The 15235-nt window shown below is 70.6% G+C and carries 11 protein-coding genes; 4 read left to right on the top strand and 7 right to left on the bottom strand.

Annotated features, from left to right (window positions below; genetic code table 11):
• Window positions 1–6 precede the first annotated feature (6 nt).
• Genes nuoL through nuoN form a run of 3 tightly spaced genes read left to right on the top strand, consistent with a single transcriptional unit; the run spans window position 7 to window position 5203 of the window.
• Complete coding sequence (gene nuoL, locus H293_RS0125015; protein WP_020120585.1) at window positions 7–1980, top strand: NADH-quinone oxidoreductase subunit L; 1974 nt, start codon at window positions 7–9, stop codon at window positions 1978–1980.
• Window positions 1981–1985: 5 nt separating this feature from the next.
• A complete protein-coding gene (locus H293_RS0125010) occupies window positions 1986–3557 on the top strand; it encodes an NADH-quinone oxidoreductase subunit M (protein WP_020120584.1) in 1572 nt (523 codons plus the stop codon).
• Window positions 3554–5203, top strand: coding sequence for an NADH-quinone oxidoreductase subunit NuoN (gene nuoN / locus H293_RS0125005; RefSeq protein ID WP_020120583.1), 1650 nt, complete (start codon window positions 3554–3556; stop codon window positions 5201–5203). The genes H293_RS0125010 and nuoN overlap by 4 nt, the downstream gene beginning before the upstream one ends.
• A gap of 72 nt (window positions 5204–5275) precedes the next feature.
• On the opposite strand, the gene H293_RS50020 is transcribed toward nuoN, so the two are convergent.
• On the bottom strand, window positions 5276–5842 hold the full coding sequence (locus H293_RS50020; protein ID WP_033415660.1) for a hypothetical protein: 567 nt from the start codon (window positions 5840–5842) through the stop codon (window positions 5276–5278).
• 264 nt (window positions 5843–6106) lie between these two features.
• Here H293_RS50020 and recQ point away from each other — a divergent pair, with 264 nt between their 5' ends.
• Window positions 6107–8137 carry a DNA helicase RecQ gene (gene recQ, locus H293_RS0124995; RefSeq protein ID WP_020120581.1) on the top strand — a complete coding sequence of 677 codons (2031 nt, stop codon included), beginning with the start codon at window positions 6107–6109 and terminating at the stop codon, window positions 8135–8137.
• 67 nt (window positions 8138–8204) lie between these two features.
• Here recQ and H293_RS0124990 read toward each other — a convergent pair whose 3' ends face one another.
• Genes H293_RS0124990 through H293_RS0124965 form a run of 6 tightly spaced genes read right to left on the bottom strand, consistent with a single transcriptional unit; the run spans window position 8205 to window position 15036 of the window.
• Window positions 8205–10997, bottom strand: a complete 2793-nt coding sequence (locus tag H293_RS0124990; protein ID WP_020120580.1) for a fumarate reductase/succinate dehydrogenase flavoprotein subunit — start codon at window positions 10995–10997, stop codon at window positions 8205–8207.
• Between the two features lie 11 nt (window positions 10998–11008).
• Window positions 11009–11776 (bottom strand): ABC transporter ATP-binding protein, encoded by a 768-nt coding sequence (locus H293_RS0124985; RefSeq protein ID WP_020120579.1) that lies wholly within the window; start codon window positions 11774–11776, stop codon window positions 11009–11011.
• Window positions 11760–12641, bottom strand: coding sequence for an ABC transporter permease (locus tag H293_RS0124980; RefSeq protein WP_020120578.1), 882 nt, complete (start codon window positions 12639–12641; stop codon window positions 11760–11762). Before H293_RS0124980 ends, H293_RS0124985 begins: the two co-directional genes overlap by 17 nt.
• Window positions 12638–13975: an ABC transporter substrate-binding protein gene (locus tag H293_RS0124975; RefSeq protein ID WP_020120577.1), complete on the bottom strand. Its 1338-nt coding sequence runs from the start codon at window positions 13973–13975 to the stop codon at window positions 12638–12640. Before H293_RS0124975 ends, H293_RS0124980 begins: the two co-directional genes overlap by 4 nt.
• Before the next feature lie 16 nt (window positions 13976–13991).
• Window positions 13992–14219: a 4Fe-4S dicluster domain-containing protein gene (locus tag H293_RS0124970; protein WP_020120576.1), complete on the bottom strand. Its 228-nt coding sequence runs from the start codon at window positions 14217–14219 to the stop codon at window positions 13992–13994.
• Between the two features lie 31 nt (window positions 14220–14250).
• On the bottom strand, window positions 14251–15036 hold the full coding sequence (locus tag H293_RS0124965) for a GntR family transcriptional regulator (RefSeq protein WP_020120575.1): 786 nt from the start codon (window positions 15034–15036) through the stop codon (window positions 14251–14253).
• Window positions 15037–15235: the final 199 nt, after the last annotated feature.

Below are 15235 nucleotides of genomic sequence, written 5' to 3'. Positions count from 1 at the left end.
TGAACCGTGACTAACGCTGAGAACCTGATCGCGCTGCTCATCGCGGCGCCTCTGCTCGGAGCGGCGGTCCTGTTGACCGGCGGCCGACGGCTGGACGCCGTCGGCCACTGGGTCGGCACGATCCTCGCCGCCGCTTCCTTCGTGTTCGGCGCCATCCTCTTCGCCGACCTGCTCGGCAAGAACGCCGAACACCGCACGCTCATCCAGCACCTGTGGACCTGGATCCCGGTCGAGGGCTTCCAGGCCGACGTCACCTTCCGCCTCGACCAGCTGTCGATGACGTTCGTGCTGCTGATCACCGGCGTCGGCTCGCTCATCCACCTGTACTCGATCGGGTACATGGAGCACGACGAGCGGCGCCGCCGCTTCTTCGGCTATCTGAACCTGTTCCTCGCGGCGATGCTGCTGCTCGTCCTCGCCGACAACTACCTGCTGCTGTACGTCGGCTGGGAGGGCGTCGGTCTCGCCTCCTACCTGCTGATCGGCTTCTGGCAGCACAAGCCCAGCGCGGCGACCGCGGCGAAGAAGGCCTTCCTGGTCAACCGCGTCGGCGACATGGGCCTCTCGATCGCGATCATGCTGATGTTCACGACGTTCGGCACCTTCGCCTTCGGCCCGGTCCTCGGCAGTCATGAGAAGCCCGGACTCGTCGACGGCGCCTCCGAGGCGACGCTCACCGGCATCGCTCTGATGCTGCTGCTCGCCGCCTGCGGCAAGTCGGCCCAGGTGCCGCTGCAGTCCTGGCTCGGGGACGCGATGGAGGGCCCTACCCCGGTCTCGGCCCTCATCCACGCGGCGACCATGGTGACCGCGGGCGTCTACCTGATCGTCCGCTCCGCCAACATCTTCAACCTCGCGCCGGACGCCCAGCTCGTCGTCACCGTCGTCGGTGCCGTCACGCTCCTGTTCGGTGCGATCGTCGGTTGCGCGAAGGACGACATCAAGAAGGCGCTGGCCGGCTCGACCATGTCGCAGATCGGCTACATGGTCCTCGCCGCGGGCCTCGGCCCCATCGGCTACGTCTTCGCGATCATGCACCTGGTGACGCACGGCTTCTTCAAGGCCGGGCTCTTCCTCGGCGCCGGTTCGGTCATGCACGGCATGAACGACGAGGTCGACATGCGGAAGTACGGCGGCCTCAGGAAGTACATGCCGATCACCTTCGTGACGTTCGGTCTCGGCTACCTGGCCATCATCGGCTTCCCCGGCCTGTCCGGCTTCTTCTCCAAGGACAAGATCATCGAGGCGGCCTTCGCCAAGGGCGGCACCGAGGGCTGGATCCTCGGCGCCTGCGCCCTGCTGGGCGCGGCCATCACCGCCTTCTACATGACGCGCGTGATGCTGATGACGTTCTTCGGAGAGGAGCGCTGGAAGAACCAGCCCACCCGCTCCCCGGAGGCCCCGAGCGCGGAGCCCGCCGCCGCGCACCACGGCGAGCACGCGGAACCCCACCCGCACGAGTCCCCCAAGTCCATGACGATCCCGATGATCGTGCTGGCCTTCGGATCGGTCTTCGCGGGCGGCTTCTTCAGCATCGGCGACCGCTTCCTGCACTGGCTGGAACCGGTCACCGGCCACAGCGAGGGCGACTCCCCGCTCAGTGCGGCCACAGTCACCGGCGCGACCATGGTGTGCCTGCTGATCGGTGTCGCCATCGCCTGGGCCCAGTACGGCCGCAGGCCCGTCCCGGTCGTCGCCCCGCGCGGGTCGCTGCTCACCCGGGCCGCCCGGCGGGACCTGCTCCAGGACGACTTCAACCACGTCGTCCTGGTCCGTGGCGGAGAGCACCTCACGCGGTCCCTGGTGTACGTCGACCACACCCTGGTCGACGGCGTGGTCAACGGCACGGCGGCCTCGGTCGGCGGTCTGTCCGGGCGGATGCGCAAGCTGCAGAACGGCTTCGCGCGGTCGTACGCGGTCTCGATGTTCGGCGGCGCGGCGATCCTCGTCGCCGCGACCCTGCTGATGAGGGCGGTCTGATACCGATGTCCTTTCCTCTGCTGACAGCGACGGCGGTGCTCCCGGCGATCGGGGCCATCGCCACGGCCGCCGTGCCGGCCGCCCGGCGTACCGCCGCGAAATGGCTGGCGCTGCTCGTCTCCATCGCCACCCTCGCCCTCGCGATCGCCGTCCTGATCCGCTTCGCCCCGGACGGCGACCGTTACCAGCTCACCGAATCGCACGCCTGGATCGCGGACTTCGGCGTCAGGTACGAACTGGGCGTGGACGGCATCGGGGTGGCGCTCCTCGCGCTGACCGCCCTGCTGATCCCGTTCATCATCCTGGCGGGCTGGCACGACGCCGACCCGCTGGAGACCGGAAACAAGCGGTGGCGGCCGACGCAGGGCTTCTTCGCCCTGATCCTGGCCGTCGAGGCGATGGTGATCATCTCCTTCGAGGCCACCGACGTCTTCCTGTTCTACATCTTCTTCGAAGCCATGCTGATCCCGATGTACTTCCTCATCGGCGGCTTCGGGGACCGTGCCCACGCGGGCTCGGACGAGAACGCGGCGGCCCAACGCTCCTACGCCGCCGTGAAGTTCCTCCTCTACAACCTCGTCGGCGGTCTGATCATGCTGGCCGCGGTGATCGGCCTCTATGTCGTCGCCGGGAGCTTCAGCCTCCAGGAGATCGCCGAAGCGCGGGCCAACGGCTCGCTGCACATGGCGACCAACACCGAACGCTGGCTGTTCCTCGGGTTCTTCTTCGCCTTCGCGGTGAAGGCCCCCCTGTGGCCGCTGCACACCTGGCTGCCCAACGCGATGGGGGAGGCCACCGCCCCGGTCGCCGTGCTCATCACGGCGGTCGTCGACAAGGTGGGCACCTTCGCGATGCTCCGCTTCTGCCTCCAGCTCTTCCCCGAGGCCAGCAAGTGGGCGACGCCCGCGATCCTCGTCCTGGCGGTGATCAGCATCATCTACGGGGCGCTGCTCGCGGTCGGCCAGCGGGACATCAAGCGGCTGGTGGCCTACGCGTCGATCTCGCACTTCGGCTTCATCATCATGGGCATCTTCGCGATGACCAGCCAGGGCCAGTCCGGCGCGACCCTCTACATGGTCAACCACGGGATCTCGACGGCCGCGCTGATGCTGGTGGCCGGCTTCCTGATCTCGCGGCGCGGCTCGCGGCTCATCGCGGACTACGGCGGTGTCCAGAAGGTCGCCCCGGTGCTCGCGGGCACCTTCCTGATCGGCGGCCTCGCGACCCTCTCCCTGCCGGGACTCGCGCCCTTCGTCAGCGAGTTCCTGGTCCTGGTGGGCACGTTCGCGCGCTACCCGGTGATCGGCATCATCGCGACCTTCGGCATCGTGCTCGCCGCGCTGTACACCCTCGTCCTCTACCAGCGGACGATGACCGGGCCGGTGAAACCGGAGGTCTCGGCGATGCCGGACCTACGCGTGCGTGAGCTCGTGGTCGTGGCCCCGCTGGTCGTCCTGCTGATCTTCCTGGGCGTCTATCCGAAGCCCGTCACGGACATCGTGAACCCGGCGGTGAAGTCGACCATGTCCGACGTACACAAGAAGGACCCCAAGCCCGAGGTGGAGGCGGCCAAGTGAGCGCGACAGTCGTCCACAGCCTGTGGACAACCGCGGCCGACCCGATCTCCAAGATCGACGCGCCGAAGATCGAATACGGGCAGTTGTCGCCCACCCTGATCATCCTGGGCGCGGCGATCGTCGGAGTGCTGGTCGAGGCCTTCGTCCCGCGCAAGTCCCGTTACTACGCCCAGCTGTTCGTCTCCGTCGTGGCCCTGTGCGCCGCCTTCGCGGCGGTCGTCGCCCTGGCCGCCGACGGATACGCCACCACCAAGGCGGGCATCGCGGCCATGGGCGCGATCGCCGTCGACGGACCGGCCCTGTTCCTCCAGGGCACGATCCTGCTGGCATCCATGGTCGGCCTGTTCACCTTCGCCGAGCGAAGGCTCGACCCCGAGACACACGGCAACCGCGTCGACTCGTTCGCCGCGCAGGCCGCCTCGGTGCCGGGCAGCGACAGCGAGAGGGCGGCCGTGAAGGCCGGGTTCACCACCACCGAGGTGTTCCCGCTGCTGCTCTTCGCCGTCGCCGGCATGCTGATCTTCCCGGCCGCCAACGACCTGCTGACGCTGTTCGTGGCCCTGGAGGTCTTCTCACTCCCGCTGTACCTGCTGTGCGCGCTGGCCCGCCGCAAGCGGCTCATGTCGCAGGAGGCCGCGGTCAAGTACTTCCTGCTCGGCTCGTTCGCCTCCGCGTTCACCCTGTTCGGCATCGCGCTCCTGTACGGCTACGCGGGCTCGGTGTCGTACGGCACCATCGCGCAGGTCGTCGACGGCACGATCAGCACCGTGGACCCGGCGCTCGCCGACACCATGGGCAACGACGCGCTGCTGCTGATCGGCGCCGCGATGATCGTCATGGGCCTGCTGTTCAAGGTGGGCGCGGTGCCGTTCCACATGTGGACCCCGGACGTCTACCAGGGCGCGCCCACCCCGGTCACCGGCTTCATGGCGGCGGCGACCAAGGTGGCCGCCTTCGGCGCGCTGCTCAGGATCCTCTACGTCGTCCTGCCGGGCCTGCGCTGGGACTGGCGGCCGGTCATGTGGGCCGTCGCGATCGTCACCATGCTCGGCGGTGCGATCGTCGCGATCACGCAGACCGACATCAAGCGGCTTCTTGCGTACTCGTCGATCGCGCACGCCGGGTTCATCCTCGCCGGTGTCATCGCGACCACCCCGGACGGGGTTTCGTCGGTCCTCTTCTACCTGGCCGCGTACTCGTTCGTGACGATCGGCGCGTTCGCCGTGGTCACGCTGGTCCGCGACGCCGGTGGTGAGGCGACGCACCTGTCCAAGTGGGCGGGCCTCGGCCGTCGTTCGCCGCTGGTGGCCGCCGTGTTCGCGGTGTTCCTGCTGGCCTTCGCCGGTATCCCGCTGACCTCCGGCTTCGCCGGTAAGTTCGCCGTGTTCAAGGCGGCGGCGGAGGGCGGCGCGGCGCCGCTCGTCGTGGTCGGTGTGATCTCGTCGGCCATCGCGGCGTTCTTCTACATCCGTGTGATCGTGCTGATGTTCTTCAGCGAACCGCGCCCGGAGGGACCGACGGTCGCCGTGCCGTCGCCGCTGACGATGACGGCGATCGGGGTCGGCGTGGCGGTCACCCTGGTGCTCGGTGTGGCGCCGCAGTACTTCCTGGACCTGGCGAACCAGGCGGGAGTGTTCGTGCGCTGACCTGGGATGCCTGAACTGTTCATGCGGCGGGCCCCGGTTCCCTTCGAGGGAGCCGGGGCCCGCCGCATGCCGTCACAGGTCCAGGTTCAGGTCCCGGGCCGGCATCACGTCCTGGGTCAGGTCCGGAGCCAGGTCAGGGTCCGAGTCCTGGCCCGCCGAGCACGTCACATCGGGATGTGTGGGATTGAAGAGACCGCTGGGGTTCGTCTTGTAGATCCAGGCACGCAGGGTGTAGCCGGAGCCCGCGTCCGCCAGGTCGACCGGCTTCTGGAAGGTCTGACCGAACATCACCGGAGCGGCGGCACCCGACTCGGCCTTCGCGACCCACTCCACCGCGACGAGCCTGCGCCCGTACGGGCCGTCCTCGTAGAGGAGAGCCGCGGGCTTCTCGGGGTCGGTCTGCCCGACGTTCTCCTCGTTGACGTAGCGGTAGCCCGAGCCGGGCGCACAGGCCGTCGGGGTGAAGCCGTCGGCGACGGCGTACGGCTCGTAGGCATACGCGCCGGTGGCCCCGTACGTCTTGGACAGCTCCGTCCAGACGAGCGGGTCCGGGTCGGCTGCGTGTGCGGGGACTGCGGTCAGTGAGAAGGCCGCCGCCGCCGCGACGGTGAGCACTGCCTTCAGGGGCCGAGGGGCCATCGTGGTTCTCCTTGAGGCGCTTGAGGCGGGAGAGGCGCGGGGGCGAGGAGTCGTCCGTGGGGAGGAGCCGTCCATGGGGAGGCGGGGGCCTCCCCGGCCCGCCCCAGCAGCATGTCCCGCCTCGAACGCGTGCGCCATGTGACATCGGCCGATCGAATGACCACGCAACGTCACCGGCCCGGCCTGTGGATAACTCCGACGCTGTCGGTCCCGGCCCCTATCGTGGAGGCAGTGGTCGAGGGACGACGTACGGGGGACGGGACTATGGGCGGGATGGGCGGTATCAGCGAGATGCCAGGGATCACCGGGACACCGGACGCGAGCGACAGCGAGGCACTGGCCACGCTGCACCGGGTCTTCGGATACGACGCCTTCCGCGGCGAGCAGGAAGAGATCATCGAGCATGTGGTGGCCGGCGGGGACGCGGTCGTCCTCATGCCCACCGGCGCCGGCAAGTCGCTGTGCTACCAGATTCCGTCTCTGGTCAGACCAGGCACGGGCATCGTCGTCTCACCGCTCATCGCGCTGATGCAGGACCAGGTGGACGCGCTCAGGGCGCTCGGCGTGCGTGCCGGGTTCATGAACTCCACGCAGGACTTCGACGAGCGCCGCGTGGTGGAGGCCGAGTTCCTGGCCGGAGAGCTGGACCTGCTCTACCTGGCGCCGGAGCGGCTGCGCCTGGACGCCACGCAGGATCTTCTCTCCCGGGGCAAGATCGCCGTCTTCGCCATCGACGAGGCGCACTGCGTCTCGCAGTGGGGCCACGACTTCCGCCCCGACTACCTGACGCTGTCGGTGCTCGGCCGGCGCTGGCCCGACGTCCCGCGGATCGCGCTCACCGCGACGGCCACCCGTGCCACGCACGAGGAGATCACCCAGCGGCTCGACATGCCGACGGCCCGGCACTTCGTGGCCAGCTTCGACCGGCCCAACATCCAGTACCGGATCATCCCCAAGGCCGACCCCAAGAAGCAGCTGCTCGCGTTCCTGCGCGAGGAGCACGCGGGCGACGCGGGCATCGTGTACTGCCTCTCCCGCAAGTCGGTGGAGGCCACGGCCGAGTTCCTCTCCCGCAACGGCATCGAGGCGGTCCCGTACCACGCCGGCCTGGACGCGGGCACCCGTGCCGCCCACCAGTCCCGCTTCCTGCGCGAGGACGGCCTGGTCGTGGTGGCGACCATCGCCTTCGGCATGGGCATCGACAAGCCGGACGTCCGCTTCGTGGCCCACCTCGACCTGCCCAAGTCGGTCGAGGGCTACTACCAGGAGACGGGCCGCGCGGGGCGTGACGAACTCCCGTCCACGGCCTGGATGGCCTACGGCCTGAACGACGTCATACAGCAGCGCAAGATGATCCAGTCGAGCGAGGGCGACGAGGCGTTCCGGCGCCGGGCCGCCGCCCACCTGGACTCGATGCTCGCCCTGTGCGAGACCGCGCAGTGCCGGCGCGGGCAGCTTCTGAAGTACTTCGGCCAGGAGCCGGAGCCCACGGGCTGCGGCAACTGCGACACCTGCCTCACCCCGCCCGAGACCTGGGACGGCACCGTCGCGGCCCAGAAGGTGCTCTCCACGATCGTGCGGCTCCAGCGGGAGCGCGGTCAGAAGTTCGGGGCCGTGCAGATCGTCGACATCCTGCTCGGCAAGCGCACGGCCAAGGTCATCCAGTTCGACCACGACCAGTTGTCGGTGTTCGGCATCGGCGAGGATCTCTCCGAGGGCGAATGGCGAGGTGTCGTACGGCAGTTGCTCGCCCAGGGGCTGCTCGCGGTCGAAGGGGACTACGGCACGCTGGTGCTGACCGAGGCGAGCGGTGGGGTGCTGCGGCGGGAGCGGGAGGTGCCGCTGCGCAAGGAACCGGAGAAGCCGGCGAGCGCCAAGTCCGCGTCCTCGTCCTCGTCCGGGCGCGGCAAGGCCAAGGCCGCGGTGGCCGAGCTGCCCGAGGCCCTGGTGCCGGCCTTCGAGGCACTGCGGGCCTGGCGCGCCGAACAGGCCCGTGAGCAGGGCGTCCCGGCGTACGTCATCTTCCACGACGCCACACTCAGGGAGATCGTCACGGTGTGGCCCACGTCGGTGACGCAGCTCGGGAGCGTCGGCGGGGTCGGTGAGAAGAAGCTCGCGACATACGGGGAGGGCGTGATCGAGGTGCTCGCCGGGCTGGCCGAGGGCGGTGCTACCCCGAAGGCATCGAGCCCGGCCGGCGACGCGGGGCCGGGCGCGGACCCTGGAGCTGACCCCGGCGCGGATCACTGGCCCGAGATGGAAGCGGATCCGGAACCCGAGGACGACTGGATATAGCCGCCGCCGGGTTCCGGCATGGAGCGCGGGGGTTGTGCCGCGGCATCTCACCTCACGACACCTCACGTCACAAGGCGCGTGCCGCATACGCCCTGACGTCCGCGTCCGAGTCCGTCGTCGCCGTGGCCAGGGCCGCGCGGGCGTCCTCGGTGCCCGTGTGCCGGGTCAGGGCGAGGACGGCTGCCTTGCGGACGTCGGCGTTCGGGTCGGCGAGGGCCTTGGCGAGGGCGGGGACGGCCACGTCCGGGGCAGCGGCGGACAGCGCCGTCGCGGCACCCGACCGGACCTGCCAGGCGGCGGCCGACAGGGCGGTGACGGCGCGGGCGGCGAGGGGCGCGGGGCAGCCAGTGGTGCCCAGTGCTCCGTAAGCCGCCCCCCGCACCAGGGCGTCGGGGTCCTCGGTGAGAAGGGCCAGGGCGTCGAGGGCGACGTCCAGCGGGCGTTCGGCCCACACCGTCGCCAGTGCCTTGGCGATCGTCACGCGGACCTCGCGGGACGGGTCGGTGGTGGCCGCGCGGGCGAGTTCCTCGGTGGCGTCCACCGAGACGAGGGCGCGGACCGCCTCGATTCGGACCGGGATGTCCGCGTCGGTGAGGGCCCCGGCGAAGAGTTGCGTGTCGCCGAGGCGCAGGGCACGCAGGACGTCCAGAGCGGTGGCGCGGACGACCGGGTCGGACTCGGCCAGGGCGGTGGCGAGACCCTCGCGGAGGGCGGGTCCGGGCGGGAGCGTCTCGACGAGTTCGCGCAGGGACGCGGCCGCGGCGGCACGGACACCGGGGTCGCGGTCGGTGAGGGACTGCGCGAGGACCGGTCCGGTACCCGGGGGCGTGGTCTCCGTCAGGACGGTGACGGCCGTACGGCGGACGGCGGGATCGGGATCGGACAAGTAGGTCCGTAGGGCGGCGAGTTCGGGTTCCTGCTCGGCGAGGGCGAGGAGGTCGAGCAGACGGGACGAGACGGGGGCTGCCGAGACCGGGGCGTTCGCCACCGTGCCGGCACCGGACCGGTCGGCCGTGTCGCCAGGGTTGTCCGAGGCGCCCGGCCCCCCGCCCGCGACCGGGGCCAGCTCGCGCGCCCCCGCCGTCGCCACCTCCTCGGCGTGCACCTCGCCGATGTGCCGGGAGGGGCCGCCGACCGGGGTGAACTCGTCGATCGGGACCAGATAGGGAGCCACGGGCCGGGCCGTGAACTCCATCGCACCGGAGGGGGACTTGTGCAGATCGAGATGGTGGAACCAGGAGGTGTCGTCGCGATGGGGGTGGTCGAGACGGTCGTGGTAGAGGCCCCAGCGGGACTCCGTGCGGGCCAGCGAGGCACGGGCGGCCATCTCCGCGCAGTCGCGGATGAAGGAGACCTCGGCGCAGCGCATCAGCTCGTGCGGGGTCCGCGCACCCATCGCGGCGATGTCCTCCCGCATCCGTTCGAAGGACTCCAGGGCCAGCGAGAGACGGGCGCCGGACTTCGGCGGGGCCACGTAGTCGTTCACGAAGCGGCGCAGCTTGTACTCGACCTGGGGCTGCGGCGGGCCGTCCGGGTTGCGCAGCGGGCGGTAGATCAGTTCGTGCGCCTCGCGGAGCTGGTCGGGCGGCAACTCCCCTTCGTAGGGGGCGTACTGGGACGCGTCCGTGCCCGCGAGGTCGCCGAAGACGAACGCGCCGATCATGTAGTTGTGCGGGACGCAGGCGAGGTCGCCGGCGGCGTAGAGGCGTGGGACGGTCGTGCGGGCGTGGTCGTCGACGCGGACCCCGGAGGCCGAGTGGCCGCCGCACAGACCGATCTCGGAGATGTGCATCTCGATGTCGTGGGTGCGGTAGTCGTGACCGCGGCCCTCGTGGAAGGTCCCGCGGGTGGGCCGCTCCGTGGAGTGCAGGATCGACTCCAGGGACGAGATCGACTCCTCGGGCAGGTGGCTCAGCTTCAGGTACACCGGGCCCCGGTCGGACGCGACCTCCGCCGCGAACTCGGCCATCATCTGGCCGGACCAGTAGTCGGAGTCGACGAAGCGCTCGCCGTGCCGGTTGACCTGGTAGCCGCCGAAGGGGTTGGCGACGTACGCGCAGGCGGGGCCGTTGTAGTCCTTGATCAGCGGGTTGATCTGGAAGCACTCGATGCCGGTCAGCTCGGCGCCCGCGTGGTAGGCCATGGCGTAGCCGTCGCCCGCGTTGGTCGGGTTCTCGTAGGTGCCGTACAGGTAGCCGGAGGCGGGCAGGCCCAGGCGGCCGCAGGCGCCGGTCGCCAGGATCACCGCGCCCGCGCGGACCGTGACGAAGGCGCCGGTGCGCGTGTTGAAGCCGACCGCACCCACGGCCCGCCCTTCAGCCGTGAGCACCCGCACCGGCATCACCCGGTTCTCGATGCGGATCCGCTCCCGCATCTCGCGCCGCCGCAGCTGCCGGTACAGGACCTTCTTGACGTCCTTGCCCTCCGGCATCGGCAGCACGTAGGAGCCGGAGCGGTGGACCTGGCGGACCGCGTAGTCGCCGTGCTCGTCCTTCTCGAACTTCACGCCGTACGACTCCAGACGCTGCACCATGCCGAAGCCGCGGGTGGCGGTCTGGCGGACGGTGGACTGGTCGACGATGCCGTCGTTGGCGCGGGTGATCTCGGCGACGTAGTCGTCGGGTTCGGCTCGGCCGGGGATGACCGCGTTGTTGACGCCGTCCATGCCCATGGCGAGGGCGCCGGAGTGCCGGACGTGGGCCTTCTCCAGCAACAGCACGTTCGCGCCGTGCTCGGCGGCGGTCAGGGCGGCCATGGTGCCGGCGGTGCCGCCGCCGACGACGAGGACGTCACAGCGGATCTCCTCGGCGTCGGTGAGGGCGGGGATCTCCAGAGGCGTGTTCAAGGCGGGGGTGGTCACCGGGGGGCCTTTCAGGTACCGAGCGAGGAGAGGACGTCGCGGCGCAGCGCCACGCGCGCGGGATCGTCGTGCGCCGACCGGTCGCGCGGGCGCGGGACATCGCGCACGGCGGTCAGGCGGCCGCCGCCGAGGAGGGCCACGCGGTCGCCGAGGAAGAGGGCCTCGTCCACGTCGTGGGTGACGAAGACGACCGTGGCGCCCGTGCCCCGGAGCACCTCGACCAGCAGGTCCTGCATGCCGGCGCGGGTCTGGGCGTCGAGGGCGCCGAAGGGTTCGTCCATGAGGACGGCACGGGGTGCGCCCGCTAGGGCGCGGGCCAGTTGGGCACGCTGGCGCTGTCCGCCGGAGACGCGGTGCGGCAACTGCCGGGCGTGGTCGGCGAGTCCGACCCGGGCCAGCCAGGACTCGGCCTGTGCGCGGCGGTCGGCGCGGGGCAGGCCCTTGATGGCGAGGGGGAGTTCGACGTTGGCGCGCAGGGTGCGCCAGGGCAGGAGGGCGTCCTCCTGGAAGACCAGCGCGCGGTCGGCCGAGGGGCGGGTCAGAGGGCGGGAGTCCTGGGTGACCCGGCCGGAGAGGGGAGCCAGGAGGCCGGCCAGGGTGCGCAGCAGGGTCGACTTGCCGCAGCCGGAGGGGCCGACGACGGTGAGAATCTCACCTGGGGCCACATCGAGCTCCACCGCGTCGAGTACGGGTGCGTCGGGCCGTCCCAGGGCGGTGCCGTGCAGGGCCAGTGCCGCACCGGTGCCGGGGCGGGGACGCCGGTCAGACGAGCTGGTCATGAGGGATGCCCTCCTTCGCCCTGGGGCTGACAGCCACGGCAGTCGAGGTGGCGCGTGCCCGCCTCAGAGGTCGCCCGCCGGCGTACGACGTCCTCGGCAGCCACCGCGTCAACCGCCGCCCCAGCAGCTCCACGGCCGTGGAGGTGAGCCAGCCGAGGACGCCGATGGTGACCATGCCGACGAAGACGCCCGCGTAGTTGACGACGGTGTAGTCCTGCCAGGTGCGGTAGCCGACGCCGTACTGGCCGGAGATCATCTCGGCGGAGATCACACAGATCCACGAGACGCCGATGCCGACCGAGAGGCCGCCGAAGATGCCGGGCAGGGCGCCCGGCAGGACGACCGAGGCGAGGATCCGCCACCGGCCGCCGCCCATGGTCACCACCGCCTCCTCCCATACGGGGGTCAGCGCGCGGACCGCGTGCCGGGTGGAGACCAGGACGGGGAAGAAGGCGGCGGTGAAGGTGATGAAGACGATGCCCTGCTCGTTGGAGGGGAACAGCAGGATGGCGACGGGAACCAGGGCGATCGCCGGGATCGGGCGGACGACTTCCAGAACCGGGCCGAGGAGGTCCTCGGCGAGGCGGGAGCGCGCGATGAGCACGCCCGTCGCCACCCCGAGCACCGCGGCGAGCAGGAAGCCGGTGAGGATGCGGGTGAGGCTGTCGGTGAGGTCCGTCCAGTAGTCGGGGCCGGACAACCGGTCGGCGAAGGCGCTCGCCACGTCCGTGACCGTGGGGAACTGCGAGAAGCGCAGCCACAGGTCGATGTCGAGGCTGGTCAGCAGCTGCCACACGCCGAGGGCGATCGCCAGGGACGCCACCCTGAGCGCGTACCGGCCGGCCTTCGGCAGGGGCCGGCTCACGACACCCGCTCCAGTGCGTCGGCGTATGTGACGACCCGGGCGCCGCCGTGCGCGGAGACGTACGCCCGCGCGGTCTCCGGGGCGACGAAGGGCAGCAGTCGGTCGCCGTCGGCCACCCAGACCGCCTTGTCGGCGAACCAGAGGGTGCCGGTGGTGGCGTCGGGGACATAGGCGGCGCGGATGCCGTCCTGATGCGCGGAGACGTACTTCAGCAGCTCCGCGGGCGTCTTGAAGCTCCGCGTCCCGGAGGCGCCCTTGGGCCAGACCTCGCTTGCGGAGGCGGCGGGAGCGGCGGCGAGACGGGCCGCGTAACCGGCCCCGAGGGCCTTCCTGACGTACTGGTCGTCGACGAAGGAGTCCACGTCGATGTCACCGGTCAGCTTGGCCGCCTTCAGCACCGAGACGTCCTGCTTCAGTGCGGAGACCAGTTGCGGCTTGACCGCAGGGTCGAAGGTGGCGATGCCGTGGGCGCCGTTGTAGAGGTAGACGACCTCGGCGGGCAGGCCGGTGGCCTTCGCGACCGACTCGGCGGCGGTGACCGGGTGGTCGTCGAGGTAGTCGGTGGCCTCGGCCTGGGCTTTCAGGAACGCCTCCAGGACCGCCGGGCGCTTCTCGGCGAAGTCCTCGCGGGCGGTGACACCGTGGAAGGTGGGGAGGTTCAGCTCGGCACCGTCGTAGAGGGCCTTCGCCTTGCCCTGGTAGGTGAGCAGGCCGGGCCAGGCGACGAACTGCGAGAGCGCGTCCGTACTGCCCGCCGTCAGGGCCGAAGCACCCACGGCGGGCTGCTGGTTGAGCTTCTCGATGCCCTTGTCGGGATCGATGCCGGCGCGCTGGAGGGCGCGGACGAGGGTGCCGTCGGCGGCGGAGCCGACGCTGGTGGAGACCTTCTTGCCCTTGAGGTCGGCGAGCGAGGCCAGCTTGGAGTCCGGGGAGGTGACGATCGTGTTCAGACCGCCGCGGAGGTTGTAGCCGGTGACCGCGACCAGGCGGGTGGGCTTGCCGAGCTGCTTGCCGCGGGCCGCGTTGATGAGGAGCGGGAAGTCGCCCATCGAGCCGATGTCGATCTTCCCGGCGGTCATCTGGGCGGTGATGGGGGCGCCGGTGGCGTAGTCCTGCCAGTCGACCTTGTAGGTCCGGCCGTCGTGCAGCGAGTTGAGCTCCTTCTCGAAGTAGCCGAGGGAGCGCAGCAGGGTGCCGGCGGTGACCGTGTTGATGGTCCTGGACTGGTAGCCGACGGTGACGGTGACCGTGGAACCGTCGCCCGCCTGGGCGCTGCCGCAGGCCGTCAGCGGCGCCAGCAACAGCAGGGCGGCGACAACTGGTTTGTGTTTCATGGGAGTTCAGGACCTCTCACCGGAGCAGATAGGGCATGTTGACCGTGACGGCTCCGGTGGGACAGCGGGCCGCGCACGGGCCGCAGTACCAGCACTCGTCGACGTGCATGTAGGCCTTGCCGCTGCTGTCGTCGATGGCCAGGGAGTCCAGCGGGCACATGTCCACGCACAGCGTGCAGCCGTCGATGCACTTCGACTCGTCGATGGTCACGGGCACGTCGGCCCGCTGGGGCACCAAGGGCATGGCTGTCTCCAGGAAACGGCTCGGAAAGAGGTCAGAGGGAGCGGTGCAGCAGGCCGCTCATGGTGATGCGGTCGCCGCGGAAGCGGATGAACTCCAGGTCGACCGGGCGGCCGTCGGCGAGGTGGGTGAGGCGTTCCAGCATGAGGACGGCCGCGCCGCGCGGGGCCTCCAGCACGGCGGCGGAGTGCGTGTCGGCGTTCACCGCCTCCAGGGTGATCTCGGCGTGGCCGAGGCCCTGTCCGGTGATCGTCTCCAGGAGGCGGAAGACGTCGGTGTTCTCCAGGTCGGCGCCGAGTAGGGCGGTGCCGAGGTCGAGCGGGATGTAGGTGAGGTCGAGGGAGAGGGGCAGGCCGTTCAGGCGGCGCAGACGTTCGATGTAGAGGACGTCGGCGCCGGGGGCGACCTGGAGGCGCCGGGCCACCGGGTGGGGGGCGGGGGCGGGGCCCATGGTGCGGACCTCGTTGGTGACCGTGCCGTGTTCCCGCAGGGTTTCCGCGAGGCCCATCAGACGGTCCAGGCCGTGGGGGTACTTCCGGCCGACGACCACGGTGCCGACGCCGGGGAGGCGGTCGACCAGGCCCTCCGCGCGGAGCAGGTCCAGGGCTTGGCGGACCGTGTTGCGGGAGGCGCGGTAGTCGGCGGCGAGGGTCGTCTCGTGGGGCAGGCTGCCGCTCTCGAAGCCGCCGGTGAGGATCTGGTGGCGGAGGAGATCGGCGAGTTGCCGTGCCTGGTCCGCCCGCAGCCGGCGCCGGGCCCGGGCGGCGACGGTGGTCGCGCCCTGACCGGCGTGGTCCCGGATACGGTCGGTGGCTGGCATGGCTGGAACCATACCGACCTGGTAGGAAAACCTGTGTTGCCGAATTGTTGCGCCACCTGACGGAGCAACGGTTCACCGCCTGACCTGCGGTTCCTATGCCTGTGGGGCGAGATGTGCCACCTGCCGGTGAAAGGTGGGGGTGACTGCACCCACCCAGGGGCGCGGGGAACTGCGCGCCCAGCCCCCACCGGCCGAAAGC

Source organism: Streptomyces canus 299MFChir4.1 (assembly GCF_000383615.1).
Lineage (GTDB): Bacteria > Actinomycetota > Actinomycetes > Streptomycetales > Streptomycetaceae > Streptomyces > Streptomyces canus_C.
Note: the sequence above shows the minus strand (reverse complement) of the source record. Positions and strands in the feature narration are given on the sequence as shown.